This window comes from Methylophilus sp. 14 (genome assembly GCF_015354345.1).
Taxonomy (GTDB): Bacteria; Pseudomonadota; Gammaproteobacteria; order Burkholderiales; family Methylophilaceae; genus Methylophilus.
Genome location: NZ_JADKYS010000001.1, coordinates 812,199 through 838,280, shown reverse-complemented (window position 1 = coordinate 838,280; position 26,082 = coordinate 812,199). Strand labels below are relative to the sequence as shown.

Sequence of the window (26,082 nt, the reverse complement as noted above, 5' to 3'; positions counted from 1 at the left end):
TATGACGACACAACATAACGACTCTTTGCTGCGCTTTATGACCTGCGGCAGCGTGGATGATGGCAAAAGTACCTTGATTGGCCGCTTGCTGTACGACACCAAAACCATTTTGGCCGATACGCTGAACAATATTGCACGCACCTCGCAAAAGCGCGGCATGGAAGCGGTTGACCTGTCATTGCTGACAGACGGCCTGCAAGCCGAGCGCGAACAAGGCATTACGATTGACGTCGCCTACCGCTACTTCAGCACCGGCACCCGTAAATACATCATTGCTGACGCCCCTGGCCATGAGCAGTACACACGCAACATGGTCACTGCGGCATCCACTGCCAACCTGGCGATCATTTTGATTGATGCGCGCAAAGGCGTGCTGACGCAAACACGCCGTCACAGCTACCTGGCGCACCTGGTGGGTATTCCGCATATCGTCGTGGCTGTGAACAAGATGGACCTGGTGGACTATGACCAAGCCACTTATGAAAAGATCAAAGCTGACTACATTGCTTTTGCGACTGAAATTGGTCTGGCACAGGCACGTGACATCAAGTTTATCCCAATGTCAGCCCTCAACGGTGACATGCTGGTAGACCGTCTGGACAATATGGACTGGTACCAGGGCGAAACCTTGCTGGACATCCTTGAAGCAGCGCCAGCAGCCCACAGTGAACAAGCAGAAGCGTTCCGCTTCCCGGTGCAGTTTGTCTGCCGCCCGCACGACTCTGCCAACCCAGAGCTGCACGACTTCCGTGGCTTTATGGGCCGTGTGGAATCTGGCTCAATCGCTGTCGGTGATGCGGTGACCGTGTTGCCAAATGGCTACCAGTCTAAGGTCAAAGCCATCCAAGTGGGCAACGAGCAACTGCAAACTGCGCAAACCGAACAAAGCATTACGCTGTTGCTGGAAGATGAAATCGACACCTCACGTGGCGACATGATCGTTAAAACCAGTGAAGCACCTGAAGCAGTCAAACAAATTGAGGCACATGTGTGCTGGTTGTCGGAGACACCGCTCTCCCCTGCCCGTACTTACATCGTGCGTCACACCACGCGTGAATCCAAAGCCAAAATTGGCAGCATTCAATACAAAGTGGATGTGAATACGCTGGAGCAACAAGCCACAGCCGACCTCAAGATGAATGACATCGCGCGTGTCAGCTTCAAACTGGCGCAACCACTGATGGTCGACAGCTACGACAAGAACCGCGCCACCGGTGCCTTTATTGTCATTGACGAAAGCAGCAACAACACTGTTGGCGCTGGCATGATTGTTTGATCAGAAACAAAGCAATACATCGTCAATTTGTCTAAATTGCAATAAAATATCGTTTTGGCTGACATAGCCTGCAAAGGATTTAAAACATGACTTATGTAGTAACCGAGAATTGTATTCAGTGCAAATATACCGACTGCGTCGATGTATGCCCGGTAGATTGCTTTGTTGAAGGCCCTAACTTCCTGGCAATCAACCCGGATGAGTGTATTGACTGCACACTGTGCGTTGCTGAGTGCCCGGCAGAAGCCATTTTCTCTGAAGATGATGTGCCGGCTGATCAACAACACTTTATCGCCCTCAACGCGCGCTTATCGACCGTTTGGCCAACCATCACCGCACGTAAAGAGCCGCTGCCAGATGCAGATGCCATGAACGGCAAAGCAGGCAAAACCGCACAATTGATTGAATAATCAGTCTGCCCCTAGCCGAACGTAAAAAGCCGCTCAATGAGCGGCTTTTTACATTTACATGCCGACCATCCACCGCTACCTCAAACAGAAACCGATGGCCGCAGGCTGAAACTGATGTCCACCACCCGTGTAATAGGCGGTGCCACTGGCATAGCCTATTAATGCACGATCAGAACAGGTCAATTGCACCACATAACCACACTTGGTCATGCCTGTTGTTTCTAAACGCCAGGTGCCCGACTCATTGCTAGAGGTGCTGACCGCTGGGGTTTTGCTGAGTACGCCTCCTGGATTACCAAGAATAGCAATAGAGACGCCACCCAGGAAATCATCTGACGCGCTATAGCTACCCGTAATCGCATCCCCTACCTTAATATCAGAACAAGGGCCTTGATCCATAGTGATGCTTGCTGTTGGCGCCGTGTTATCCACCCGCACTTTAATTGTATTAGATACATAAGAAATTGCTGGGTTTAAAGCATCAACAACCTCCACCTGCAACCAGCGATAAGGGCTGCTATCGCCTACCGTGTGCAAGACACCCAGAATATCCAGATTGACAAATGTTTGTACCGGCGCGATCAAGTCTTCCTGATATTCAATATAACCATCTGCCAGCGGTGTTTGCGTGACAGGTGCCGGGAACGTCCAGCTACCGCCACTTAACTGCTCTAAGGCCAGTTTGAAAGGATTAGTCACAGGGTTAAAGTGTATGCCGTCCGTGCTGTAGTTCAAACGGTATTTGAGCTTGCTTATGCCACTGCTGGCATCTGGCGCATTGCCAATATGGCCGCTAATCCAAAGACTATTGCCAAATGGCGCATCACTGAAGGCAGCGTTGGTCAATGTGCCTGTCGTCGGGTGAATATCGGCAATACTTTGCCCGCAAACCGCGGTAATGATAGGTGCAGGCTTACCGCCCTGATTAGCCATGCCCGGCGTTAACATCACGGTGGTATTTTCAGTATTGCCCCATACCGGCTGATAATCGGGCGTGTTAGCTGGCGGCGGTGAACTCCACGAGAGAATGGCGCGCATTTTTGCATACACAGGCCCCTGCTTGCAGGGCTTTTTATATTGGCTCAAATCAACCGGTAAAAACACCGCATAATTGAAGCCATCTTTGGGCATACTAGCAATATCGTGCACCTGCACCGAAGTCAGCCCCATATCTTGCCAGCCTGCGCCAAAGTCCAGATAAAAACGCACATACTCCTGACTGCCTTTTGTACATAGGCCACCCGCATACCCCTGTGACTTCTTGATCTTCAACACGCCAACCAAATGGTCCAGCGTAGCTTTTGGTTGCAAACCAATACAATTGAGCTCTTCAAAATCAATATTGCCATCTGTATTGGCGATACTGTCTATGACTTTAGGCCAATCAAATTTCAGCGGGCCAAACGCATGTGCTCCCTGTGCTTGCAATGCACTGAGTTTGGCAGGCTGCGCCATCAAGGCATGCACTAACGGGTAAGCCAAACGGTGGGGTGCCAGTTGTGCCTCGCTATAACTTTTTTCGAGGGCCACATAATTCACTGGCAAAACGGTGGTAGGCACCTTCAAATCCAGGTCCACCAGCGCGCTCACCTCTTTCAAAATTGAAATATCAATCAAGTCTTTAAGTAGCAGGTGTTGCGCTGGTTGTGCCAGAATATGGGCGCTGACCGCATTCCCCCAAACAGGAATATAATGAGGCGTATTGGCTGGCGGCGCCACGCCCCAGGACAAGATCGCGCGCGCTAAAAGTTGATTCGGTTTTTTGCAGGAGTAGCGCTTGATATCCACCGGCATCTCTACCGCATATTCCAAGCGGCCGTCATGTTTCACGTCGTGGACATTTAAACTGGTCAGCCCCTGATCGACCCAGCTTACCCCATCGTCAAAGGATAAATAAAACCGCACATATTCTTGCGAGCCCGCTGAACACAAACTGCCAGCATAACCACTGTCCTGGTTAATATAGACCACGGCTTTGAGCAAATTAAATTGCGGCTGCAATCCCAGGCAACCCAGGCTCTCATAGTGAGTATTACCTTGAATTTTTTGTACTGCCTTGGGCAAAGTGGCGCCTGATAAGTGTCCAAAGTAATTTGCATTCCCTGCAATCAGGGTTTGAAAATTGCTCCGTAACTTGCTTAACTCAGCAGAGATGTTTTGCCGTTTAAAAGTTTGTTTTTGCATGGCACTTATCCTCAGTCATGTTGTGATTGAATCCGTTTGAGGCATTCAAGTTACGCAACTTGACGAAAGATAGCCATACTGCAATTGCATACATTTTATAAGAAAATAGATGCAATTAATGCTATTTAATACCGTTTTTACGACACTTCCAGCCAACCATTTTCCTCAGCCGTTTTTAATGCTGCATAGCGTGAATTTACATTCATCAGCGCCATCGCGCGCTGAAACTCGGTGCGCACCGTCGCCGGTGATTTGTTTAAATGGGCGGCCAACACTTTGGACTCTGTGGTTTTAAATTTCTGGCAGGCTTTCATTAAATCAGATAGCGCCGGGGTCAATGGATTGTTATGCATCATCAGGCTCTCTCAATCAGCTTAAAGCTTACATATCTGCACTAAAAATAGGATGTAAATAAATACAATAACACAATATTGTTAACTTTAATTAACATTTAAAGTTTAAATGAGTGCATGTGAGTAACCTGGTAACCATCACGATCATCACGAAAGTGGGATGACAAGCAGAAAAGAGAGGAGTTGGAAATGCGCCTGACAAGCGCATTGATAAGAGCAGGGAATTTCTCGGGCATCAAGCCCGTTAGCCTAATAGCTTTTTCACTGGCCCATAACTGCGTCTATGCTCAGGCGTGATGCCAAATTGTGCCAAACGCTCCAGATGTAACGCCGTTGGATAGCCTTTATGCTGCGCGAAACCATATTGTGGATACTGCGCATCCAGCACCAGCAATGAAGCATCCCTGGCAGTTTTAGCAAGAATAGAAGCAGCAGAAATTTCAGCGACTTTACTGTCACCTTTTACAATCGCCTCACAAGGTAATTCAAATTTAGGAGTCCGATTGCCGTCGACCTGAATCAGTGTTGCATGCACGCCAAACTGATCCACCATGGCCTGGTAAGCGCGCTGCATGGCCAGCAGGCTGGCTTGCAGAATGTTGATTTCGTCGATTTCCTGCGCACTGACGCTGGCAATGCCCCAGGCCAGCGCATGCGCCTTGATTTCAATCGCCAGCGCATCGCGTTTGGCTTCTGATAGTTTTTTGGAATCGGCCAAACCAGCAATCGGTCGCGCCGGATTCAGGATCACGGCAGCAGCATAGACCGCCCCTGCCAATGGCCCCCTGCCCGCTTCATCAATGCCACATAATTGTTGCATATAGATCAGACATGTAAAAACTGCTTAACCACTGCGGCGGCTTTTTGCGCGCTATTTTGCTTGAGCTGCGCATGAATGTGGCGATATTTCTCCTGCAAGCTTGCCAGGCCGGTTTTATCCGCCAACAGATTGTATAGCGTTTGTGCCACACGCTCTGGTGTCGCTTCTTTTTGCAATAACTCCGGCACAATAAACTCACCGGCCAGAATATTCGGCAGGCCAACATAAGGCTGCAAGCGCATGCGTTTCAGCAACTGCCAGCTCATGTTGGACATCTTGTAAGTAATTACCATAGGTTTTTTCAGCAAGGCAGCTTCCAGCGTCGCGGTGCCAGAGGCCACCAGCACTGCATCGGCGGCCGTCATGGCGTCGTGCGCATGACCAAACATGATTTGCAGGTCTATGGCGGTATCAGGCTTTTGCGTGAGCAACTGATGCCAGGCACTGGTAAAAATATCGCGTGTTTCGCGCGTGACCAATGGCACCAGAAACTGCACGCTTTGACCATTCTCGCGCATCAGGCGATCGAAGACGATCGCGGTTTCCAACAATAAATCCGCGTGGAACGCGACCTCAGACTGGCGACTGCCGGGTAGCATGGCAATCACCACCTGGTTTTTCTTCAATTTGAGTTTTTCCCTGGCCAGACCAACATCGGGCTCCATGGGCAAGGCATCCGCCAGAGGATGGCCGATATAAGTGACAGGCACGCCAACCTGCTGATACAACGCCGGCTCAAACGGAAACAGCGCCAGCATATGGGAGACGGCGCGTTTGATTTTGTGGATGCGCTTTTGCCGCCAGGCCCAGATCGAAGGGCTCACATAATGAATGGTCGCAATGCCTTTGGCTTTGAGCTTGCGCTCTAACCAGAAGTTAAAGTCAGGTGCATCTATGCCAATAAAGACATCAGGCTTTTCTTTGAGGATATGTTTATACAGCTGCTTGCGCAGTTTCAATAACCCCCACAAGTGACGCAGCACCTCAAGGTAACCGCGCACAGACAGGCGTTCTATTGGAAATAAGGACTTAGCCCCCAAACTCATCATTTTGGGGCCCGCGATGCCGAAAATCTCGACCTCAGGCTGTAACGACTTCAGTTCCTGAATGAGATGATAGCCCAGCAAGTCTCCGGAGGCCTCTCCCGCCACCATTGCAATCTTAGCCATAGTCTCTTTGAATTAACGTACAATGCCGCGCGTTGTTTGCGCAAGAAAACGGGTCATCAAGCCAATTTCTGGGCAGGATTTTTCCATGTCAGCCAAGGCCGTTTTAGCCTCTTCCAAGGACAAGCCCTGGCGGTACAACACCTTATAAGCGCGCTTGATCTGCTGGATAGTCTCGGCACTAAACCCACGGCGTTTGAGGCCTTCTGAATTAATGCCATGCGGCGCTGCATCATAACCAGCCGCGGTGACATAAGGCGGAATGTCTTTGAATACGACAGACCCCACGGCAGTAATAATATGTTCGCCGATCTGGCAGAACTGGTGAATGAGCGTAAAGCCGCCCAGAATCGCGTGATCGTAAATAGTCACATGTCCGGCCAGCGACGAGTTGTTGGCCATAATGGTGTGGTTACCAACGATGCAATCATGCGCGATATGCACATAAGCCATGATCCAGTTATGGTTGCCGATTTTGGTGGTGCCTTTATCCTGCACGGTGCCCCGGTTAAAGGTACAGAACTCACGGATGGTATTGTGATCACCGATTTCCAGCAGCGTTGGCTCATCTTTGAATTTCTTGTCTTGCGGCTTGGCGCCCAAGGAAGAAAACTGGAAGATTTCGTTATGCTTGCCTATGGTGGTTGGCCCTTCGATCACCACATGTCCGGCAATCTTGGTGCCTGCATCAATGCGGACACCCGCACCAATGGTGGTATAGGGCCCTACTTCTACCGAGCTATCCAGCTCAGCTTTAGGGTCAATGAGTGCGGTAGGATGAATCAGGCTTTGCATGTTTACTTGTACAGCCAGCCTTTAAGGCAGGCGCATCTATGGTTATTTTTCAATGGCTTTGAGGATACACATCATATTGGCTTCTGCCACCACTTCGTCGCCCACTTTGGCCACGGCAATGTACTTCCAGATCCCTTTGAGGATGCGGTCAATCTTCACGTGCAGAATAATCTGGTCACCAGGCGAGACCGGCTTTTTAAAGCGTACGTTATCAATGCCGGCAAAGTAATACACCGAGTCATTGGTCGGCTTGGTACCCATGGTTTTAAAAGACAGCAAAGCCGCTGCTTGCGCCATGGCTTCAACAATCAGTACACCAGGCATCACTGGATGGTATGGGAAGTGGCCAGGAAAATAAGGCTCATTGACTGAGACGTTTTTCACGGCAGTAATCTCTTTACCCAACTCCATGGACAATACACGGTCAACCAGCACAAATGGATAGCGGTGCGGCAAGTGTTCCAAAATCTCATGAATATCCATGCTATTCATTGTGTTTTCAGCCATAAAATCTCTCAATCTTCCAAATGTTTTTGTATGTTGCTTATTGCTTGCTCAAGCCGCTTGAGCTTGAGGTTATGTTGTTCCAAATGACGGATGTTTGCGGCCGTCCGTAGCCAGTCTTCGTGCTTCTGAAATGGCATCACCGCCGTATAAGTACCCGCTTGTTGGATGGAGCGCATAATCATGGAGCCTGGTGAGATGGTGACACCATCAACGATGTGCAAGTGACCCAGTATCATGGCCGCCCCACCAATCTTGCAATGCGCGCCGATCACGGCGCTACCCGCAATACCAACGCAGCCCGCAATCACCGTATGCGCGCCAATACGAACATTATGGGCGACCTGTATCAAATTGTCCAACTTCACGCCGTCCGCGATTACGGTATCATCCAGTGCACCGCGATCTACCGTCGTATTGGCACCGATATCGACATGATCGCCAATCACCACGCGGCCAATTTGCGGTATTTTAACCCATTGGCCTTGTTCTTCTGCATAGCCAAAACCATCATTTCCAATCACGCAACCAGAAAACAAATGGCAATGGCTACCGATGACCGTACCATGCTTGACCACAACACGTGGCTCTAACACGGTATGTGCGCCTATCGTCACATCATCTTCAATCACGCAACCCGCGCCTATGCGCACGTCACGGCCCAACTTCACTCGATCACCGATGCTCACCATGGCATCTACCGTCAACTCTGCAGGCAAATGTGTATCAAAACCAATTGCAGCACTGGCATGCACATGATTCACATACTGCTTGGGTGGATTCATCAACGCCGACAGCTTGGCAAAATAAGCATACGGATTATCCGTCAGGATACAGGGCAACGCTGACAAATGACGGTGCTCTGGCCGCAGGATCACTGCCGCGGCTTGCGTGGCCTGCAATGACTGTGTGTATTTGGTGTCATTAAAAAAGGCAATGGCATCAGGTTGCGCTTGCGCCAGCGATGCCATGCGAGCCACCTTGAGCGCTGCTGCACCGGCCTGTGTGCCAATGTCTAGCTGCCCACCCAGAGACGCAACAATCTCTTGTAATGTGAAGTGTTGCGCCATATGAAGTACTACCCTTGAGAATAACTTGAGAACGGTGGTCGCTGGTTATTTCTTACCCAGCAATTTAAGGACTTTATCCGTAATATCGATACGTTTGCTGGCATATGCCACGCCGCTGTAGGCGACCAGGTCATAGCCCTCGCTCTCGGAAACGGTTTGCACAGCCTTGTTAATACGTTCCTGCAACAATGCCAGCTCTTCGTTCTTGCGCAGGTTGATATCTTCACGCAACTCACGCTGCTTGCTTTGAAACTCAAGACGCAGGTTATTTAACTGACGCTCTTTTTGGCGGCGGTCCGCTTCCACAATATTGGCCCGGTCATGATCCAGTTGTGATTCCAGGTCACGAATCTGCTTTTGTAGCTTATCCAGCTCCAGTGAACGCGGGCTAAACTCTTTCTCCAGCTTCTTACCGGTTTCAGCCGTCTGCGGGGCTTCCTGCAATAGCTTGTCCACTTGCACATAGCCAACCTTGAAATCAGCAGCCATCACCTGGCTACAACACAGCAAGAGGCCGAGCAACCCTACCAGAATACTTCTCATGCCATGACTCCCTTCCGTACCTGCGCTATTGCAACCTGATACAGCTCACACATTAGAACTGCTGTCCAAACTGGAATTGCAACATTTGCGTATCATCACCACTCTTATCGTTCAACGGCTTGGCCAGCACCAGCTTCAATGGGCCGAATGGTGACACCCATGTCACGCCCACACCGGTGGAGAATCTCAAGTATTCAGAGTTGATCGAATCATCCTTACCATACACACCACCACCATCGACAAACGCACTCAACCTGAACTGGTTAGACTGCGACACGAATGGTACCGGCATAAACAACTCAACGTTACCTACAAAGCGCTTGGTACCACCCACCGCAAAGTCAGAGCCTGTGCTTGGATTGATTTGGCGCGGACCCAAAGAGGAGTTCAGGAAACCACGTACGCTGTTGACACCACCGGCATAGAAGTTCTTGAAGAATGGGTAGTTCTTGCCACCATAACTGTCAGCATAACCGGCTTCGCCGTTGAGCATCAGGGTAAAGTCTTTACCCAAGTCTTTGTACCAGCTATGTTGGTAGCTGACTTTATAATATTGTAAATCCAACCCCGGAATAGACACATCGCCTGACAGACGCTGCAATACACCGCGGCGCGGGAACAGGATATTGTCACGCGAGTCATACGTCCAGCCTGCGTTAAACACGATGGAGTTACTGCTACAACCATTGTTATTACCGCAGAAGTTCAGGTATTGGATCGGGCTGCTGGCAGACAGCTCAACATCGGTAAAGTCCAGTGTTAAGCCCGCACTGATAAAGTCCATCTCGGACATCGGCATACCAAAACGCACACCCACACCGTAAGACTGGCTGTTATAAGTACCCACGTTTAAGGTACTGGAGTTTCTGCGGCTGGTATCCACATCTCGGCGATAAATATCAAAGCCACGGCTGATACCATCTGGCGTGTAATACGGGTCAGTATAAGACAAGGAATACACGGTGTTGTAGCTGCTGGTATTCACTTGCAATGCGACACGGTTACCGGTACCTAAAAAGTTAGGCTGGTTAATGTTAAAGCCAAGCACTACGCCATCACTACTGGATAAACCGGCACCAAACTGTACGCTACCCGTGGCCTTTTCTGCCACGGTGACGTTCATGTCGACCTGGTCGTTGATCCCTGGTACCGAAGGCGTTTCCAGTTCAACCGTATCAAAAAAGTTCAAACGCTGGATACGCTCTTTGGAGCGCTTGATTTTGTCGCCCGCATACCAGGCAGACTCCAGTTGACGCATTTCACGGCGAACCACAGCATCACGCGTACGGGTGTTACCTTGTACGTTAATCCGTCGCACATACACCTTACGGCCCGGGTCAACAAAGAATGTAAAGGCAACTGTATGCTCCAGCTTGTTGATTTCAGGCACAGCATTGACGTTAGCAAACGCATAGCCCTCTTCACCCAGTTTGTCATTCATGTTTTTGCTGGCATCCGTCACCTTCTGGCGGCTAAATACTTCACCATCCTGGATATTGATCAGCTTGCGCAAGTCCTCTTCCGGCAACAGCATGTCGCCTGCCAGTTTGGTCTTGCTGATATTGTATTTTTCACCTTCGGTCAGGTTAATCGTGATGTACACATCACGCTTGTCTGGTGAAATCGAGACCTGTGTTGAATCGATCGAAAACTCCAGATAGCCCTGGTTCATATAAAACGAACGTAGCGCTTCAAGGTCAGCAGTCAGCTTTTGCTTGGAATACTGGTCATCCTTATTCCACCAGCTCATCCAGTTAGGCGTCGTCAGCAAAAAGTTGGCGCGCAGATCTTCGGTCTTGAATAAATGGTTACCGACAATATTGATGTCACGGATCTTGGCAGCCGGGCCTTCGGTAATTTCGAAACGGATCGCCACGCGGTTACGTTCCAGCGGGCTAGCCGTGGCTTTGACTTCCGCGCTGTATTTACCTTGTGACAGGTATTGGCGCTTGATTTCCTGCTCGGCTCTATCGAGTTGGGATTTATCGAAAATCTGGCCTTCTGCAATACCGATTTGTTTCAGGCCATCCTTGATTTTGTCTGTCTGGAAGGATTTATTGCCGCTAAAGTCAATCTGCGTGACAGAAGGACGCTCCTGCACGGTCACCACCAGTACATCGCCTTCATTTTCAATACGGACGTCTTTGAAAAAGCCAGTCGCATACAGGGATTTAATCGCCTGGGCCGCTTTTTCATCGCTCATCACATCACCTACCTGCATCGGCAGGTAATTAAACACGGTTCCCGGTTCGGTACGCTGCAGGCCTTCGACACGAATATCGGTAATCACAAAAGGTTCTGCGGCATAAGCGTTCAGGTGCATGACCCCCGCCAATAAACATAACCACAATTTGGAACTGGACTTTATTCTCATTAACTATGCTTTCAACCTATCAGGTAGCGATTGATGTCATTAAAAAATGCAATCACCATCAATGCCCCTAAAATACCTAAACCCAGACGCTGCCCAATCGCCAACACCTTGTCAGGTAATGGTTCTCCTCGTATCAATTCCGCCATATGATACAACAAATGACCGCCATCCAATACTGGAATCGGTAGCAGATTCATGACGGCAATACTGATACTCAGCAAAGCAATAAAACCGATGTAAGGCTTAAGCCCCATCCCGGCCGATTCACCCGCGGCATCAGCGATGCTGACCGGCCCGCTGATGGCTTTGAGCGATGCCTGGCCAGTAATCATTTTGCCTAGCATTTTTAAGGTAAATGCGATGGTTTCCTGCATTTTATCCAGCGCGCGTAGCGCCGCTTGCGAGGCAGTGTACTGGCGCACCACCTGATAAGGCGTTAAATCCACGGCGTCCATATTGACGGCGGCACCCAGGCGACCGATTTTTTGCCCGCCTTGCTGTATGGCCTCGGGCAGCAATTTGACCTGCACCAGGCGATCTCCGCGCTGATATTCAATTTTCAACGGCTGGGCCGGGCTGGCGCGCACCAGTTTGACAAACTGCTGCCAATCCGTCACAGGCTTTTGGTTAACCTTGACGATACGATCGCCGGTTTGCAAACCACTCTGCTCTGCCACAGAGTCTGACATCACGTCACCAATCACCGCGGGGACCACAGGCATCAATACAGCCAGGCCGGTTTTCTGCATGACTTCACCATCTGGCTCGCCAGCCAATTGGTTCAGCGGCAATACCTGTTGATGCACCTCGCCTTGCGGCGTTCTGGTGACGACTGCTACCGGCTTGTGCACCATCCAGCTTTCCAGCAATTGCCATTGTGCCTCTTGCCAGGTGGCGACAGGTTTAGCATCCAATGACACGATCAGATCGCCTTGGCGTAATTTAGCGGCGGCCGCCAACGAGCCCTGCTCTACTGGCCCGATATAGGGCTTAAGTCCAATTTCACCCTGCGCAATCAAGCCCCAATAGCATACAAATGCCAGCAACAGGTTAGCCAACGGCCCAGCGAATACAATCCACATTTTCGCGGCGATAGACTGCTGATCAAACGCCTGTGACCAGTCAGTGCCGGGCGCATGTCCCACATCCGTCTCGCGACTATCCAGCATTTTGACGTAGCCACCCAATGGAATCCACGACAATACCCATTCGGTGGCTTGTGCATGCGCTTGATACTTGAAGATAGGCTTGCCAAAGCCAATAGAAAACTTGAGCACACGCACGCCACAGCTACGCGCAGCCAGGTAATGGCCAAATTCATGAATGGTGACCAAGACGCCGATGGCGACAATAAACGCCCAGACTGAGGTCATACGCTGACGGCCTTGCGTACCGGCGCGGTTGACATATTGGCAATCGCTTGCGCCACAAACGCCCTGGCCTCTGTATCTATTGCCAGCAACTGCTCAATAGACTGCACTGGCTCAGCAGGCAATTGCTGCAAGGTCATTTCCAGTAAACGTGGAATGTCCAGATATTGGATCTGCTCGCGTAAAAAGGCTGCCACCGCGACTTCATTCGCCGCATTGAGGATAGCGGATGCCGTACCACCTGCGGCCAATGCGTCATAGGCTAATCTCAAGCATGGGAAACGCTGGGTATCAGGCGCTTCAAACTCCAGTTTGGCCACTTCAATCAGACTCAGTGGTTTCACCCCAGAAGCAATGCGCTCAGGATACGCCAGGCCATAGGCGATCGGCGTGCGCATATCAGGGTTGCCCAATTGCGCCAGAATACTGCCATCGACATAAGACACCATGGAGTGAATCACACTTTGCGGATGCACCACGACTTCTATTTGTTCCGGGCGTGCATCAAACAGCCAGCGTGCCTCTATGACTTCCAGCCCTTTATTCATGAGCGTAGACGAATCAATGGTAATTTTGGCACCCATCACCCAATTAGGATGCTTGAGCGCCAACGCGGGCGTCACTTCCTGCAATTGTGCCTGGGTATAACGTCGAAATGGGCCGCCAGACGCGGTGAGGATAATCTGGTTAACGCCGACATCACGCAAGTCGCTATAGGCTTGCCTTGGCATCACCTGAAAAATGGCATTATGCTCGCTATCAATCGGTAACAAGGTTGCTTGCCCCTGCTTGACCGCATCCATAAACAATTGACCGGCCATCACCAGGGTTTCTTTATTGGCCAGTAAAATCTTTTTGCCTGCTTTTGCCGCTGCCAGCGCTGGCAACAAACCTGCCGCACCAACAATGGCAGCCATCACAATGCTGACTTCTGCATGTGCGGCTACTTCGGTTAACCCATCAACACCAGCCAACACCTCAACCTTGAGCTGCTCAGCTTGCACACGTTGCTGCAACAATTGCGCAGACGCGGCATCCTGCATCACGGCATAACGCGGCTGATACTGCATACATTGCTGCAACATGGCATCCACATTGCTGTGCGCCGTCAGCGCAAATACGCCATAGCGGCCAGGATGCTGCGAAATCACATCCAGTGTCTGCTGACCGATAGTGCCGGTGCTGCCGAGTATGGTGACGTATTGCACATTAACCTCTTAAAACGAATAAGTCTGTTGCCAGTAATGGAACCAGAACAGCAGACACATGCCAATCGGCAAGGCCGGAATCACGCCATCGACGCGGTCTAGCAGACCACCATGACCAGGTAAGAACTGGCCACTATCTTTGAGGTTGGCGCGGCGTTTAAAAAAGGATTCAAATAAGTCGCCATAAATACCGGCAATGGTCACCACCCACAACCCCGGCAATACCCACCAGGTAGCCACTGCACCGCTGAGCTTCAAAGCGGCAGCATACACAGCCACCGCCAGCAATGCGCCCGCAACGCCCTCCCAGGTTTTGCCTGGGCTGATGGCAGGTGCCAGCTTGTGGCGGCCAAACTGTTTACCGGCAAAATAGGCAGCGCTGTCTGCCAGCCAGATGGTGGAAATAATCACCAGCAACACATAAGGATTGACTTCCTTGGCGGTGACTAATGCCATCCATAATGACATCATCAACCCCCAGCCTAATACCAGGTTCAGTGATTTGCGTTTGGAGAAGTCATTAAAAAATAATGCGATAGGCACCACACATAGCCAGAACAGGCTAGCGGCGACAAATACTTGCAACGCGCGATAAAAAAACCAGTGAAACCCAAATTGTTGCAACAAACACAGCAAACCTACGCCAGTGACGGCAGAGACCGCCAGGTAAACACGCGTCTGTGTCACACTCAGATGCAAGAAGCCAGCCCATTCACGCAAACAGACCAGTGTCAGCACCAGCATGACCGCTGCCCAACCCATCAGTGGCAACCAAAACAGGGCTGGCAAAAATAAGCCCAGCAATACAATTGCAGTAATGATTCTGGTTTTTAACATAGTTTACTTAGAGGGACCGCTATCGGTAGTCAGTTGCTCACTGGTGCGACCAAAGCGTCTTTCGCGTTGGTGATACGAAGCCAAGGCAGCTTCAAAAGCAGCGTCGTCAAAGTCCGGCCACAAGGTAGGCGTAAAATAAAGCTCAGTATAAGCCAACTGCCATAATAGGAAGTTACTGATGCGCGTTTCGCCACCGGTACGGATAAACAAATCCGGCTCAGGCGCATACGGCATGGACAGATAAGGCGCCAGATCTGCTTCGTTGATTTCAGCCACATGGCCTTTGTCTGCCAGCAACTGGTTCACCGCATGCACCACATCCCAACGGCCGCCGTAGTTGACGGCAATGGTCAGCGTCAAACCGGTATTGGCCGCCGTTTGCTGCTCAGCCTCCAGCATTTTTTGCTGCAAGGCCTGGTTAAATGGACTGCGGTCGCCGATGAGCTTCAAAATCACATTGGCTTCATGCAACTTCCTGACTTCCCTGTCCAATGCTTCCAGAAACAGGCCCATCAAAAAAGTCACTTCATCCGGCGGACGGCGCCAGTTTTCGCTACTGAAAGCAAACAGGGTCAGGTATTTAATGTCCAGGCGCACACAGGCTTTCACCAGCGCACGCACAGATTCCAGGCCACGCTGATGACCCGCCACGCGGGGTAAAAAACGTTTTTTTGCCCAACGCCCATTGCCATCCATAATCACCGCAACATGTTGCGGCACCTCCTGGATAGGCGGCACTTGCTTGGTGGAACTGGAAAATAAACCCAAATCGATACCTAATTCCCTGATAACGGTTAAACCGCCATCAAATCTGCTTCTTTTTGCTGCAAAATCTTATCGACTTCAGCCACGGCTTTGTCTGTCATTTTTTGCACTTCATCTTGTGCACGGCGCTCATCATCTTCAGAAATCGCCTTATCTTTAATGAGTTTTTTCAAGGCATCGTTTGCATCGCGGCGCACGTTACGAATCGCCACCTTGGCACCCTCACCTTCAGAACGCACGATTTTGGTCAAATCGCGGCGACGCTCTTCGGTCAACATCGGCATAGGCACGCGGATCAAATCACCATTGGTGGCTGGGTTCAGGCCCAGGTCACAGTCACGAATCGCCTTTTCCACTTTGGCAATCATGTTCTTTTCATACGGCTGTACGTTGAGTGTACGCGCATCGCCCAGGTTGATATTGGCCACCTGGCTAACGGTCACCATAGAACCGTAATACTCAACCATCACATGGTCCAGCAAACCGGTGTGCGCACGGCCTGTACGGATTTTTGCCAGATCGGTTTTCAACGCTTCCAGCGATTTATGCATTTTCTGCTCGGCAGATTTTTTAATTTCTTCAACCATCGTTATTCTCCAATGTCGGTGCCAGGCTTAAGCCATGACACGCGTTCCTTCATTTTCGCCCAGGATCACGCGTTTCAATGCACCCTCTTTAAAGATGCTGAATACCGCAATCGGCATTTTCTGGTCACGGCACAGTGTAAACGCCGTCGCGTCCATGACTTTCAAGTTTTTGTTGATCGCCTCATCATAAGAGACCATATCATAGCGCGTCGCCGTCGGGTCTTTTTTCGGATCCGCGGTATAAATCCCATCCACCTTGGTGGCTTTCAAGACGATTTCAGCATCGATTTCTACGCCACGCAAAGCTGCTGCCGTATCGGTGGTGAAGAACGGGTTACCGGTACCCGCACCGAAAATCACCACTTTACCCTCTTCCAGGTAGCGAATCGCTTTACCACGGATATAAGGCTCAGCCACGGCTTCAATATTCAACGCACTTTGCACACGCGCCGCCACACCGGCGTGTTTCATGGCATCTTGCAAGGCCATGGCATTCATCACTGTGGCCAGCATGCCCATGTAGTCAGCGGTGGCACGATCCATGCCCTCAGCAGCCGGTGCCACGCCACGGAAGATATTGCCGCCACCAATGACGATGCCCACTTGCACCCCCATGCTGACGACTTCCTTTACCTGCGCCACAATAGCGGTCACTGTTTCACGGTTAATGCCATAAGCATCATCGCCCATCAGCGCCTCACCAGACAACTTGAGTAATATGCGCTTGAAAGCAGGTTGTGCCATGATAATTTTCCCAAACTCAAAATGTGCTTATTTAATCACAAAACGCGCTTTCTTTGGCGTCTTGCGGCCGTTTCAGGCATAAAAAAAGTGGAATCCTGAGATTCCACTTTTTCGGAGTCAGCGTGAAAAAGTCAATTAGACTTTAGCAGCAGCAGCCACTTCAGCAGCGTAATCTACCACTGCTTTTTCAATGCCTTCACCTACGTTGTACATAGTGAATGAAGCCACGGAAGCACCTTTAGATTTCAGCAGCTGCTCAATACTCAGCTTGTCATCTTTCACAAAAGTCTGGCTCAGCAAAGTCACTTCTTTCAGGAACTTCTGTACGGTACCTTCAGCAATTTTTTCAAGCATTGCATCTGGCTTACCAGCTTCTTTAGCTTTTTCGATCGCAACACGACGCTCGGCTTCGATCAACGCTGCATCAACACCGCTGGCATCCAGTGATTTTGGTTTAGCCGCAGCAATATGCATGGCAATATCTTTACCCAACGCTTCGTCACCACCAACCAGGTCAACCAACACGCCAATTTTGCTACCGTGTACATAGCTGTACAACTTGCCTTTAGCCTCAGTGCGCACAAAGCGACGTGGCGTGATATTTTCACCGATTTTACCAACCAGTTGCGCACGCACTGCTTCAGCAGTTTCACCACGCATAGGTGCATTAGCAACCGCTTCGATGTCAGCTGGATTGCTTTCGTTAACCACTTGCGCCAACTCGCCAACGAACTTCAGGAATTCTTCGTTCTTAGCACAGAAGTCAGTTTCTGAGTTGACTTCAATCAGCGTACCCAGTTTGCCATCAGCAGAAATGCTGATGCCAACGGTACCTTCAGCAGCCACACGGCCAGCGGCTTTGCTGGCTTTATTACCAAAACGTACACGCAGGATTTCTTCTGCGCGGGTCATGTCGCCTTCAGCTTCAGTCAACGCTTTTTTACAGTCCATCATTGGGGCATCGGTGCGCTCACGTAAGTCTTTCACCATGCTTGCGGTAATTTCAGCCATTTATTTGCTCCTTTTGTTAGGATTCCTGCATGAGCATTCATCTCATTGCGGATTTATCTTAAAAATTCTTTTTACGATATGCCATTCATGTGTCAGGCATATGATGAAATGCAATAGAAAAAGGGGCGCATCGCCCCTTTTTAAGCTACGAGTGATTACTCGGCAACAGCCTCAGCTGGTGCAGCTTCTTCCTGAGCAGCCTTCACGATTTCAGAAATCGCGTTTGCGCGACCTTCCAATACCGCATCAGCCATGCCACGTGCATACAAACGAATTGCGCGTGAGGAGTCATCGTTACCAGGAATCACGTAAGTGATGCCATCTGGTGAGTTGTTAGTATCCACGATACCAATCACTGGGATACCCAGTTTGCGCGCTTCAGTAATCGCGCCGCTTTCATGACCAACGTCGATCACGAAAATCGCATCTGGCAAGCCACCCATTTCCTGGATACCGCCGATAGAACGCTCCAGCTTTTCGATTTCGCGCTTGATGCCCAAAGCTTCTTTTTTACCGAACTTGTCGATGCTGCCATCTTCGATCATGGCTTCGAAGTCGTTCAGGCGCTTGATAGACTGCTTCACTGTTTTGAAGTTAGTCAACATACCACCCAACCAGCGGTGGTTAACGTAAGCACAACCAGCGCGCTGCGCTTCTTCTTTAACGATGTCACGGGCTTGACGCTTGGTGCCCACGAACAGAATACGACCCTTGTTTGCTGCCAAAGTGCGCACGTATTTTTGTGCTTCTTCAAACAGTGGCAGTGTTTTTTCCAGGTTTACGATATGAATTTTGTTACGATCACCAAAAATGAACTCGGCCATTTTTGGGTTCCAGTAACGAGTTTGGTGACCAAAGTGAACACCGGCCTCCAACATTTGACGCATAGTCACGGACATGATTTTATCTTTCCATTCAAAGGGTTATTCATTAACATGCAATCAAAAACACCCTGTAAAGGGCACCCAATGTGATTACATGCAAGTTAATTGACACAAAAGTCAATCCAAAATTATAGCGCTTAAATCAATTACTTTCAAGCACTTAACCGCATTCACAGCAATGCTGGCGTCCCCGTCAGGACTCGAACCTGAAACTAGCCCTTAGGAGGGGCTGGTGATATCCTGTTTCACCACGAGGACCGCGGCGCTATTTTAAACGCAAGCGACCAAAACGCCTACCCTGAAAACAACAAAAACAGGCTTGCCGACGCACAAGGCTTGTGAGTAACATGCAGTTTTTAGTCTCATAAGCTCGCCCACCATGCACAGTTCTGCCATCAACCTCTACGCCACAGCCATCCGTGAAGCTATTTTGGCTCATGAAGCCGATATTGAATGCCTGGATCGGGAGATCGGCGATGGCGATCATTACATCAATATGAAGCGCGGCTGTGAGGCAATTACTGGCCTGGCAGATGAGCTCAGCACCCTATCTAGCGCCGATGCACTGAACAAGGTCGGCATGAAATTACTCAGCACGATTGGCGGCGCCTCGGGCCCTTTATTTGCCAGTTTTTTCATGAGCATGAGCAAATCACTCAAAGCGAACGATGCCCCTAGTGACACCTTTAGCACACTGCAAATTGCCCTTGCATTTGAAGCAGGGGTGCAGGCGATCATGCAGCGCGGCAAAGCGCAAGCCGGTGAAAAAACCATGCTGGACGTGCTGATCCCGGTTGCCACCGCATTCAAGCAACTGGCAGAACAAGATCAATCCAGCAAAGACATCGCTGCGGCACTGAAAACCATCGCCAGCGACGGCCTGGAGTCTACCCGTAATATGCTGGCGACCAAAGGACGCGCTTCAGGCTTGGGCGAGCGCGCGATCGGCCACCTGGATGCTGGCGCCAAAAGCTGCCAGGTGATGATCCATACGGTGTGTGACCTCGTGTTAGCACCTCAATAAATAAAGCCAACGCCAGTATCACCCTGGCGTGTCACCATCACCTTTACAAAGAACAGGGGCCTCACCATGAAAAAATTCGTCAACAACGTTGATCATATGCTGGTTGAAAGCCTGACTGGCTTTGCCTCGGCGCATAGCGATCTGGTCGATGTGCAATTCGAACCCACGTTCGTCAGCCGTAAACACAAATCACAACAAAAGGTGGCTATTATTTCTGGCGGCGGCGCTGGCCACGAACCGCTACACGCAGGCTATGTGGGCAAAGGCATGCTGGATGCAGCTTGCCCAGGCCAGGTGTTCACCTCTCCCACGCCGGACCAGATGCTGGCAGCCGCCGAAGCGGTACATGCCGATAAAGGCGTACTGTTCATTGTTAAAAACTATGCTGGCGATGTCATGAACTTTGAAATGGCAGCCGAAATGCTGCCATTTGAACACGCCACCGTGCTCACTTCGGATGACTGCGCTGTCGTCAATAGCACCTACACCACCGGCCGCCGCGGCGTGGCAGGGACAGTCATTATTGAAAAATGTGTTGGTAGTTTGGCAGAAAGTGGTGCAGACCTCGCGGCCTGCAAGGCGCTGGGGGAGAAAATCAACCTGCGTACCTCCAGCATAGGCGCAGCACTTACCAGTTGCACCGTGCCTGCCGTCGGTCGACCCACGTTTGATATCAGCGACAGCGAGCTTGAAATGGGGGTCGGCATTCACGGCGAACCAGGCCGTCGCCGCGAAGCCATGCGTGCGGCGGATGCAATTGTCGCCGACATGGTCAACGCTATTGTGCATGACTTCGAAGCCAAACAATTACCGACCCAAGGCGACATTTTGTTGCTGGTCAATGGCCTGGGCGCCACACCGCTCATGGAGCTATACCTAATCTACAACACCGCGGCCAAGCTGCTCAAAGAAAAAGGCTTCAATATTGCGCGCAGCCTGGTGGGTAATTACATCACAGCCATCGACATGGCTGGCGCTTCGCTCACGGTGTGTCTGCTGGATCAGGATATCCAGCAACACTGGGATAGCCCGGTGCATACGGCTGGATTGCGCTGGGGCTGCTAACCCTCTTACCACCTCCCTGCCTCTCGGCCTGCCGGATACCCTATGTTGATACGCAGGCCGATGCTGTCAACCATAAGGGCTGTCAACCATGCGCGCGCCCACCCGTTTTCAACAAAATCAGCATAATTGCTGCAATCTGCAATACGCAATGCAATTAGTTCCATTTAAGCATTGCATCACCGCAAGCGCAGGAGTATGTTGATTCTCAGGGCTGCAAAACAATCCTTGCCACAGGCGGATTGATATAAAACAAAACAACATAAATACAAGATTTGAGCGTGTATGTCTGCAATAACCATCTGCCATTCTCCGTGAATTCATATTGAGAAAGTTTTTCACTGCCTTTAGAAATATAGCTTTCCCGGATTGATCATGCGTTTCCCGAACTACAAACAATCATTGACCATGGATGTGATGTTGCAGATGGCCGCCAGGGTCAGCATCGTCATCATCGCTGTGAGTGCATTAACCTACTGGCACATCTACAAAACCCTGGTGAGCTCAACCATAGACGGCCTGGAGCACTATATTCAGGAGCGCGGACAACGCGAGAGCGGAATTTTCAAACTGGCCGAGTCAAATCACCGGATTTTCAGGGCGACTTACCTGGCCCACTGGCAACAGGACTTTTTCTATAACGACCACTTCTTCTGGCATGTGTTTGAAAGAAGGGCCGACCATACTATCCATTTGCAGAAAAAAGCCTACGATGGTTATTTCAATCACTCCGGCCTGCTGAGCAAGGACGTCACCGCCTATATTGGCGCCAATGCGCCGATTGAAAACAATGCGTTTAGAAAGAAACTGCTGCTCGCCTACACCATGGTGGACCACTTTGGCGTGGCCTGGACCCAGCAGTTTGCCAACCTCTACGTCTCCATGCCTGAGAACGTCAATATTGTGTATTGGCCAGGTGTGAGATGGGCGGATAACGCCACCAGCAAACTGAATGTACTGAGTGAAGAGTGGGTCTATATCACCACGCGGCAAAATAATCCCGAACGCAAAAGTGTCTGGACCGGCCTTTACTTCGACCCAACCGCGCTGGAATGGATGGTGTCACTGGAAACGCCGATTGATATCACGCCGACCAACACCCTGAATATCGGCCACGATATCCTGCTCAACGCCTTGTTTGACCGTGTGTTTAACGACCATTTATCCGGCACCTATAATTTTATCTTCAGGGACGACGGCCGCCTGATTGCGCACCCGGAAAAAATCAAAGAAATGAACCGCACACGCGGCATGTTGATGATTTCACAGCTAAAAGACACGCAGCTGCAGCATTACTTTAAAACGCTGCATACCCATATCCAGAAAAAACAAAAGGATTACTTTATTGTCGAAGCCGATGAAGAGTTTCTTGCAGTGACCAAAATTGATGGTCCTGGCTGGTGGTTTGTCACCGTGTACCCGAAATCGCTGCTCTCCTCGCCATCGCTCAAGGCAGCAAAATTCATCCTGATTGTCAGCCTGTTTGCACTGGTGATTGAACTCATCATGCTGTATCTGGTGATGATGAAAAAAGTCGTCCAGCCGCTGGAAACCTTTATGGATGCATCGAGCGCCATTGAAGGGCAACGTTACGAAAAAATCACCAGCAACGCACTGCCTTTGCCCGACCACCTGGATAATGAGATTGGCAAGCTGGCCAAACTGTTCAAAAGCATGTCTGGTAGTTTGCAGCACTTCCGCAGTGACATGCAGCGCCTGACCCATTCCTTGGAGGACCAAGTCAAAGTGAGGACGCGTGAATTACAGCGCGCAAAAGACAAAGCCGAAAAAGAAGCCACGATTGATAGCCTGACGCAAATCCCCAACCGTCACTCTTTCTACAATCGTGCCAAGGCCTTATTGCAACAAGCAGATCACGCTGGCGAGCCACTGTGCTTTTTAATGCTGGATATCGATTTCTTCAAAGTCATCAACGACACTTATGGCCATCCACAAGGCGATCAGGTGCTGGTGGCTTGCGCGCGCACCATAGAAAACACCATCCGTGAAAAAGACCTGCTGGGCAGGCTGGGTGGCGAGGAGTTCGCCGTGGTTTTACCTAACACCAGCCTGGAAGAAGCACGCGTGATTGCCGAACGCATCCGCGTCAGGATTGCCGAGTTGTCGTTTTATACCACGCAACGGATACAAAGCTTCCACACCACCATCAGCATCGGCATCTCTTGCGCAACAGAGACCATTTATGCCTATGAACTGCTGTATAAGCATGCCGACCTGGCGCTGTATGAAGCCAAGCAGTCTGGCCGTAACCTGGTGATCACCTACAACGATAACGCAACGCTACAGGAACATACCCCAGACAACTAGACTGCGTTCGCAGCACCATTAGTCATTAACGAACAACGCCTGCCATAATTGTACGACGGCAGCCCGCTCGGCTTGCAACTGGTCATCAGCCACCACGGCATCCTGACCTTGCAGTTTGGCATGGTGAATCAAGGTACGATATTCACGGTAAGCATCCGCGACGCTTTCAGCCAGCGCACTTGACGCAATCAACCCCAGCTTGGCACAACGCTGCAATAAGGCAATATTGCCAATATTGTCAGTTAACTCAGGATGCTTGGCCGACTGCGCCAACACCAGGTATTGCACGATAAACTCGACATCAATAATACCGCCGACGCCCTGTTTGACGTCGAAACGCCCCGCTTTTGGCTTATGCGCTTCGCGCATTTTTTCGCGCATCTGGGCAATCTCTTGTTGGAGTGCAGAGGTGTCACGTGGCTGGCACATAATCTGGTGGCGAATCTGTTCAAACGATGCACCAATCGCAGCATCGCCTGCCACACACCGCGCACGCGTAATGGCCTGGTGCTCCCATACCCAGGCCTTATGTTGCTGGTATTCGGCAAACGCCTGCACGGTACTCACCAGCAAGCCACTGTTACCATCCGGCCGCAATTGCAAGTCGGTTTCATATAACAGCCCGGCATTGGTTAGGGTGTTAAACCAGGTATTCAGCCGCTGGGCAAAGCGCGCATAAATCTCCTGCGCCCTGTCGGCGTCATCTTCAAACAGGAAAATAATATCCAGATCAGATAAGTAACCGAGCTCTTTGCCGCCCAATTTACCGTAACCGATCACCGCAAACTTGGGCACCTCAAGATGCTTAAACGACAGGTTTTGCCATACCGCTTGCATACTCACTTGCAGAATCACATCAGCCAAAGCGCTTAAATCATCTGAAATCGCTTCCAGCGGCAAAGCCGTCATTAAATCCTGCGCGGCAATTTTGAGCACATTGGCATGCTTGAAATGGCGCATGGCGTCCATTTGTGCCTCCACATCGCCTGCCAGTTGCTGCATATGCCGCGTGAGTTCAATCTTTAATTGCGCGGCATCCAGCCGTTTAAACAGCGTTTGCTTATTGAGCAATTCGTCGAGCAAAATCGGGTGGGCAGACACATATTGCGCAATCCACTGGCTGGCGGCACAGAGTTTCACAATCAAAGCCAGCGCATCCGGAAACTCGGCCAGCAACGCCAGATAGCTGGCGCGGCGACAAATACTTTCCAGCAAATCCAGCGTACGGATCAGTGCCGTATCCGGCGTAGTGCTTTGCTGCTGGCTGGCCTCGCGCAACAACAATGGCATGAGCTGGTCCAGGCGACGGCGGCTCTGCTCAGGCAATTGCTGGATGCGCTGGCTGTTACGCGTTTGCTGCAACAAGTGCACAATATCATCAGCCCGGGTGTAACCATGCTGCTGCAGCCATTGCCCGGCTTCGCTACCACTCACCGTGCCTTGCCACAAGGCCGTTTCCTGCTGCAAATCGTTGCTTTGCTCGTCTTTAAACGTGTCATCAAAAAAGCGCTGCACGCGGTCACGGTGGATATTAAGCTCAACCATAAAACTGGCCCAATCTGGCTGCTTGACCATCTGCAACAAATAGCCACGGTAAGTCTCAGAGTCCGGTAAATCCTGCGTTTGCTGGTCATCGATATACATCAGGCGATGTTCCAGGTTGCGCAGGTAAATATAACTTTCCTTTAAGGCCGCCACATCATCAGCGGGCAACATGCCGCGCGTTGCCAAACAGTCCAATACGGCTAATGTGGGTTTGATCTGCAAATCGGGCACTTGTCCACCGCGAATCAGCTGGAATACTTGCGCAATAAACTCCACCTCACGGATACCGCCACGCCCCAGCTTGATATTGTCCGACAAACGACGTTGCACCACATCACGCTGGATCTGCACTTTTAAATCGCGCATGGAAGCATAGGCATTGAAATCCAGATATTTGCGGAACACAAACGGCTTCATTACCTTAGTTAATGCGGCATCCGGCCCACACACGGCGCGGCCTTTAATCCAGGCATAACGCTCCCACTCGCGGCCATAATTCTGGTAATAATCTTCCAGCGCATCCAGGTTACATACCAGGGCACCTTCAGAGCCAAATGGCCGCAAACGCATATCCACGCGAAAGACAAAGCCATCGGCAGTGACATCATCCAGCGCCGCGATGACTTTTTTGCCTAGCCGGGTAAAAAAGTCCTGGTTACTGATGGATTTTGCACCGTCGGTGTCGCCCTGCTGCTCATAGGCAAAGATCAGGTCTATGTCAGACGACACATTGAGTTCTCGGCCACCCAGTTTGCCCATTCCGACCACAATCATTTGCTGCGCTTGTCCGCTGGCATCACGCGGCACACCATAGGTTTCTGCCAGGCGCGCATGATAAAAGTCCACCGCCGCCGTAATCGCAGATTCTGCCAATGCACTGGTGGTTTCTGCCACTTCGGCAAAGTCTGCCAGGCCATTCAAATCGCGGACGATCATATGTGCCATTAAACGTTGCCGGATCAGCCTGATTTGTTGCAAAAAAACAGATTCTTCAATATTTTTTTCATATAAAAACAATGCGTTAACATTTTCAGTCTTATATGTCTTATATAAGTTATCTAACAAATCAGTTATAAAATCTGTATGTTTCGTAACGAATCTGGCAAAAAATGGGCTGCAGGCTGCTGCATGCAGCAAATAGGCGGCTTCTGTAGACGCGACCTGCTTTTCTGTTAGAATTTGGGCAAGCTGTTGCATGAGTTTTTGCTCTTGTAATGAGTTG

General features: G+C 50.5%; 22 protein-coding genes, 1 tRNA gene and 1 pseudogene. 5 read left to right on the top strand and 19 right to left on the bottom strand.

What is annotated here, in order from left to right; translation table 11 throughout:
- Position 1 precedes the first annotated feature (1 nt).
- Both cysN and fdxA read left to right on the top strand, forming a co-directional pair.
- Positions 2-1,276 (top strand): sulfate adenylyltransferase subunit CysN, encoded by a 1,275-nt coding sequence (cysN, locus tag INP78_RS04260; protein WP_194740908.1) that lies wholly within the window; start codon positions 2-4, stop codon positions 1,274-1,276.
- 86 nt (positions 1,277-1,362) lie between these two features.
- The gene (fdxA, locus tag INP78_RS04255; RefSeq protein ID WP_194740907.1) at positions 1,363-1,686 is read left to right on the top strand and encodes a ferredoxin FdxA; all 324 of its coding nucleotides are present in this window, start codon (positions 1,363-1,365) and stop codon (positions 1,684-1,686) included.
- 75 nt (positions 1,687-1,761) lie between these two features.
- Here the strand turns inward: fdxA and INP78_RS04250 are convergent, their stop codons facing one another.
- The 18 genes from INP78_RS04250 to INP78_RS04165 form a co-directional block, all read right to left on the bottom strand.
- On the bottom strand, positions 1,762-3,870 hold the full coding sequence (locus tag INP78_RS04250) for a hypothetical protein (RefSeq protein ID WP_194740906.1): 2,109 nt from the start codon (positions 3,868-3,870) through the stop codon (positions 1,762-1,764).
- A gap of 137 nt (positions 3,871-4,007) precedes the next feature.
- Positions 4,008-4,226, bottom strand: coding sequence for a DNA-binding response regulator (locus INP78_RS04245; RefSeq protein ID WP_228522633.1), 219 nt, complete (start codon positions 4,224-4,226; stop codon positions 4,008-4,010).
- Positions 4,227-4,467: 241 nt separating this feature from the next.
- Positions 4,468-5,043 carry a ribonuclease HII gene (gene rnhB / locus INP78_RS04240; protein WP_194740905.1) on the bottom strand — a complete coding sequence of 192 codons (576 nt, stop codon included), beginning with the start codon at positions 5,041-5,043 and terminating at the stop codon, positions 4,468-4,470.
- A 5-nt stretch (positions 5,044-5,048) separates the two neighbouring features.
- Positions 5,049-6,212: a lipid-A-disaccharide synthase gene (gene lpxB, locus INP78_RS04235; RefSeq protein WP_194740904.1), complete on the bottom strand. Its 1,164-nt coding sequence runs from the start codon at positions 6,210-6,212 to the stop codon at positions 5,049-5,051.
- A 12-nt stretch (positions 6,213-6,224) separates the two neighbouring features.
- Complete coding sequence (lpxA, locus tag INP78_RS04230; protein ID WP_194740903.1) at positions 6,225-7,004, bottom strand: acyl-ACP--UDP-N-acetylglucosamine O-acyltransferase; 780 nt, start codon at positions 7,002-7,004, stop codon at positions 6,225-6,227.
- Positions 7,005-7,046: 42 nt separating this feature from the next.
- A complete protein-coding gene (fabZ, locus tag INP78_RS04225; protein WP_194740902.1) occupies positions 7,047-7,511 on the bottom strand; it encodes a 3-hydroxyacyl-ACP dehydratase FabZ in 465 nt (154 codons plus the stop codon).
- Between the two features lie 8 nt (positions 7,512-7,519).
- Positions 7,520-8,578 carry a UDP-3-O-(3-hydroxymyristoyl)glucosamine N-acyltransferase gene (gene lpxD / locus INP78_RS04220; protein ID WP_194740901.1) on the bottom strand — a complete coding sequence of 353 codons (1,059 nt, stop codon included), beginning with the start codon at positions 8,576-8,578 and terminating at the stop codon, positions 7,520-7,522.
- 45 nt (positions 8,579-8,623) lie between these two features.
- Positions 8,624-9,121: an OmpH family outer membrane protein gene (locus INP78_RS04215; RefSeq protein WP_194740900.1), complete on the bottom strand. Its 498-nt coding sequence runs from the start codon at positions 9,119-9,121 to the stop codon at positions 8,624-8,626.
- A gap of 52 nt (positions 9,122-9,173) precedes the next feature.
- The gene (gene bamA / locus INP78_RS04210) at positions 9,174-11,444 is read right to left on the bottom strand and encodes an outer membrane protein assembly factor BamA (protein WP_194740899.1); all 2,271 of its coding nucleotides are present in this window, start codon (positions 11,442-11,444) and stop codon (positions 9,174-9,176) included.
- Between the two features lie 62 nt (positions 11,445-11,506).
- Entirely contained in the window at positions 11,507-12,868 is a 1,362-nt protein-coding gene (rseP, locus tag INP78_RS04205) for an RIP metalloprotease RseP (protein WP_194740898.1), read from the bottom strand.
- Positions 12,865-14,073: a 1-deoxy-D-xylulose-5-phosphate reductoisomerase gene (gene ispC, locus INP78_RS04200; protein WP_194740897.1), complete on the bottom strand. Its 1,209-nt coding sequence runs from the start codon at positions 14,071-14,073 to the stop codon at positions 12,865-12,867. The genes rseP and ispC overlap by 4 nt, the downstream gene beginning before the upstream one ends.
- Positions 14,074-14,082: 9 nt before the next feature.
- On the bottom strand, positions 14,083-14,910 hold the full coding sequence (locus INP78_RS04195) for a phosphatidate cytidylyltransferase (protein WP_194740896.1): 828 nt from the start codon (positions 14,908-14,910) through the stop codon (positions 14,083-14,085).
- Between the two features lie 3 nt (positions 14,911-14,913).
- Positions 14,914-15,678: a polyprenyl diphosphate synthase gene (gene uppS, locus INP78_RS04190; protein ID WP_194740895.1), complete on the bottom strand. Its 765-nt coding sequence runs from the start codon at positions 15,676-15,678 to the stop codon at positions 14,914-14,916.
- 26 nt (positions 15,679-15,704) lie between these two features.
- On the bottom strand, positions 15,705-16,262 hold the full coding sequence (frr, locus tag INP78_RS04185) for a ribosome recycling factor (protein WP_194740894.1): 558 nt from the start codon (positions 16,260-16,262) through the stop codon (positions 15,705-15,707).
- Between the two features lie 27 nt (positions 16,263-16,289).
- A complete protein-coding gene (gene pyrH / locus INP78_RS04180; RefSeq protein ID WP_194740893.1) occupies positions 16,290-17,006 on the bottom strand; it encodes a UMP kinase in 717 nt (238 codons plus the stop codon).
- Between the two features lie 135 nt (positions 17,007-17,141).
- Positions 17,142-18,017: a translation elongation factor Ts gene (gene tsf / locus INP78_RS04175; protein WP_194740892.1), complete on the bottom strand. Its 876-nt coding sequence runs from the start codon at positions 18,015-18,017 to the stop codon at positions 17,142-17,144.
- Positions 18,018-18,172: 155 nt separating this feature from the next.
- Positions 18,173-18,916 carry a 30S ribosomal protein S2 gene (rpsB, locus tag INP78_RS04170; protein WP_194740891.1) on the bottom strand — a complete coding sequence of 248 codons (744 nt, stop codon included), beginning with the start codon at positions 18,914-18,916 and terminating at the stop codon, positions 18,173-18,175.
- Positions 18,917-19,083: 167 nt separating this feature from the next.
- A tRNA-Arg gene (locus tag INP78_RS04165) sits at positions 19,084-19,159 on the bottom strand.
- Positions 19,160-19,280: 121 nt separating this feature from the next.
- Here INP78_RS04165 and dhaL point away from each other — a divergent pair.
- From dhaL to INP78_RS04150, 3 genes are all read left to right on the top strand, one after another.
- Positions 19,281-19,925, top strand: a complete 645-nt coding sequence (gene dhaL / locus INP78_RS04160; RefSeq protein WP_194740890.1) for a dihydroxyacetone kinase subunit DhaL — start codon at positions 19,281-19,283, stop codon at positions 19,923-19,925.
- Between the two features lie 66 nt (positions 19,926-19,991).
- Entirely contained in the window at positions 19,992-20,990 is a 999-nt protein-coding gene (gene dhaK / locus INP78_RS04155; RefSeq protein ID WP_194740889.1) for a dihydroxyacetone kinase subunit DhaK, read from the top strand.
- A 372-nt stretch (positions 20,991-21,362) separates the two neighbouring features.
- On the top strand, positions 21,363-23,315 hold the full coding sequence (locus tag INP78_RS04150; RefSeq protein ID WP_228522632.1) for a diguanylate cyclase: 1,953 nt from the start codon (positions 21,363-21,365) through the stop codon (positions 23,313-23,315).
- A gap of 18 nt (positions 23,316-23,333) precedes the next feature.
- On the opposite strand, the pseudogene glnE reads toward INP78_RS04150, so the two are convergent.
- A pseudogene (gene glnE / locus INP78_RS04145) lies at positions 23,334-26,060 on the bottom strand (bifunctional [glutamate--ammonia ligase]-adenylyl-L-tyrosine phosphorylase/[glutamate--ammonia-ligase] adenylyltransferase); the annotation flags it as partial.
- Between the last annotated feature and the right edge of the window lie 22 nt (positions 26,061-26,082).